Origin of the sequence: Pararhizobium sp., from assembly GCF_035497515.1 — a bacterium.
Classification (GTDB): domain Bacteria; phylum Pseudomonadota; class Alphaproteobacteria; order Rhizobiales; family Rhizobiaceae; genus Pararhizobium.
In genome coordinates this window covers 1-2,484 of sequence record NZ_DATJDJ010000225.1, presented here as the reverse complement: position 1 = coordinate 2,484, position 2,484 = coordinate 1, and the positions used below count along the sequence as shown (strand labels likewise).

The 2,484-nt window shown below is 61.0% G+C and carries 2 protein-coding genes and 1 pseudogene; 2 read left to right on the top strand and 1 reads right to left on the bottom strand.

What is annotated here, in order from left to right; genetic code table 11:
- Window positions 1–93: pseudogene (locus VL202_RS23590) on the top strand (proline/glycine betaine ABC transporter permease); the annotation flags it as partial.
- Window positions 86–1,165: a glycine betaine/L-proline ABC transporter ATP-binding protein gene (locus VL202_RS23585; RefSeq protein WP_325466494.1), complete on the top strand. Its 1,080-nt coding sequence runs from the start codon at window positions 86–88 to the stop codon at window positions 1,163–1,165. The pseudogene VL202_RS23590 and the gene VL202_RS23585, both read left to right, overlap by 8 nt.
- Before the next feature lie 31 nt (window positions 1,166–1,196).
- On the opposite strand, the gene VL202_RS23580 is transcribed toward VL202_RS23585, so the two are convergent.
- Window positions 1,197–2,484: sulfatase-like hydrolase/transferase (locus VL202_RS23580; RefSeq protein WP_325466493.1), on the bottom strand; the 1,288-nt coding region annotated here is incomplete at its 5' end.

Sequence of the window (2,484 nt, the reverse complement as noted above, 5' to 3'; positions counted from 1 at the left end):
CTTGCCATCGTCGGCATCGCCATCATCTTCGACCGGGTCAGCCAGGCTTATGGCAAACGGCTCCAGAAGCATCGGGAGATCGTCCATGGCTGAGCATGCATTCGGCGGCATCAAGATCCGCGAACTCTACAAGATCTTCGGCCCCAACGCCGCGGCACACATCGAATCCGTCAAGAACGGACTGACCAAGACGGAGCTGAACGAGAAACACGGCCATGTTCTCGGGCTGCGGGATATCAATATCGAAATCCCCTCGGGTCGCATCCAGGTGATCATGGGGCTTTCCGGCTCCGGCAAGTCCACGCTCATCCGCCATATCAATCGCCTGATCGATCCGACCTCCGGCGAAGTCCTTGTCGACGGCGTGGATGTGGTGAAGATGTCGGAGACGGATCTTCGCGAATTCCGGCGCCAGCAGACGGCGATGGTGTTCCAGAAATTCGCTCTTCTTCCCCATCGCAACGTCCTCGACAACACGGTCTTCGGCCTCGAGGTGCAAGGCTTGCCGCAGTCGGTCCGCGCCGATACCGCGATGAAGTGGCTGGAGCAGGTCGGTCTCAAGGGCTTTGAACAGAAATATCCCAACCAGTTGTCGGGCGGCATGCAGCAGCGTGTCGGCCTTGCACGGGCGCTGGCCAATGATGCGCCCGTTCTCCTGATGGACGAAGCCTATTCGGCGCTCGATCCGCTGATCCGCTCAGACATGCAGACGATTCTTCTGGACCTCCAGAAGGAAATCAAGAAGACCATCGTCTTCATCACGCATGACCTGGACGAAGCACTGCGGCTTGGAGACCAGATCGCCATCCTGCGCGACGGCGAGGTCATCCAGCAGGGCACCAGCCAGGACATCGTGCTCCGCCCGGCGGACGATTATGTGGCGAATTTCGTGAAGGACGTGAACCGCGGCCGCGTTGTGCATGTCGAGGCCGTCATGCAGCCGCTGGCTGGCCACGCCGCTCCATCCGGGCCGACGATTGCTGCCGGAACCACGATCGAGGAAGCCGTCCGCTTGCTCGTTTCCGGGCCTGAGAAGGACGTGACCGTCGTTGATCCTACCGGCAAGCCGCTCGGCATGGTGACGCTCCGTCAGCTTGCGGGCGCAATCGTGAGCGCTCACGGCACCACCTCTCCTTCGGCCGCAACGCCGGCCATGGCGAGCTAGCGAGGGGCATAAGGACGACAAGCCTGACGGGTCACTCGATCTTCAACAGCCCGCCTGAGACCAGGCCCTTCAGGTGGCGATCGACCGAAACCCGGTCTTTGCAGGTGTGGAAGCGGCCAAGGCAATGGTCGCTGAGGGCAACGAGGTCGCGATATTTCGGCGAGGTCGGCAGCCTCGCCGCTGCAATCAGCCGGGGGATCAGGAAAGTGGCGTCTTCGGGCTGGTCGAGGCCCGAGAAGTCGATCGGCGTGTCATAGGCGTGGACGGCGTAATAGGTCTCGTAGATTTTCGAGCGCAGGTCCGTGAGCAGGTTTTCCGGCGAACGCGACAGCATCATGTCGCGCGTCGCAACGGATTGATGGTCGCCGAACTCCATGACCAGGGTTCCGCGCGGGCCGGGCTCTGCTTTTCTCTTCCCGAGGAAGGCCTGCAGATCCTGCCGCGCAAGCGCGATACGGCGCATATATTCGTTGAGGTCCGCCGACTTGTTGTAGTGCGACGCAGGCTCTTTCGGCTCCGGCAGGAGAACGGATTCATAGGGTGCATGCGTGAACATGGTTTGAATGGCAATGAAGAGCGGGCGGCCATCTTCCTTCCGATGTTTTTCGATCAGCGCGTTCACATAGTCGAAATAGACTTTGTCGCGGACGCTCATCGGCTCGTGGCCGGTCGTCTCCGCGCCGAATACCTCCTGGAAACCGATGGATTTCAAAAAGGGGCCTTCGTTGAACGCAATCGTCGGCATCGGCATGACGGTGATGGTGCGGTATCCGCATCGCGCCAGAACTTCGGGCAGTGCGCCCTTGATTCTTCCGTCTAGCACGCGGGTGACATAAGCGGCCTGCCAGCCGAAATCGGCGCTGGAAAGGCTCGTCAGAACCGTGAAATTCGTCATCCATGTGCCGCCGCCAACGGTCTCGACATAGAGCGGCTTGATGGTGCCGTCGTCCGACCGGTAACTGTCCGTCACAGCTTTCGGGAATGAAAGCTCAGGAAAAACCAGCGGCGATGACTGGCTTTCCGAAAGGATCATCATGAAATCCGGCCTGCTGCGATCCACACCGCAATCGGCCGTGTTCGCCATGGCCACCGAGCCGTCGATATGGTCGAACTTTCTTGCAAGCGGAACCCAGCCGATCATGTCGGGCACATTCGCGAAGGACAGCGGAAAAGCCGAGGCGTTGTAGCCCGCGACATAGGGCAGAAAGTCTGCCTCGCGCGGATCGTGAGAAGGATGGGCGGCGTAGGCGGTGGCAAAGGCCACGACGAAGGCCGGCGCACCAGCGCGCCAGCGGAAGCGCAAGGGGCGCTCGCGGCGA

Coding starts and splice junctions, on each gene's coding strand:
- VL202_RS23585 (WP_325466494.1), top strand. CDS start 86: ATGGCTGAGCATGCATTCGGCGGCATCAAGATCCGCGAACTCTACAAG.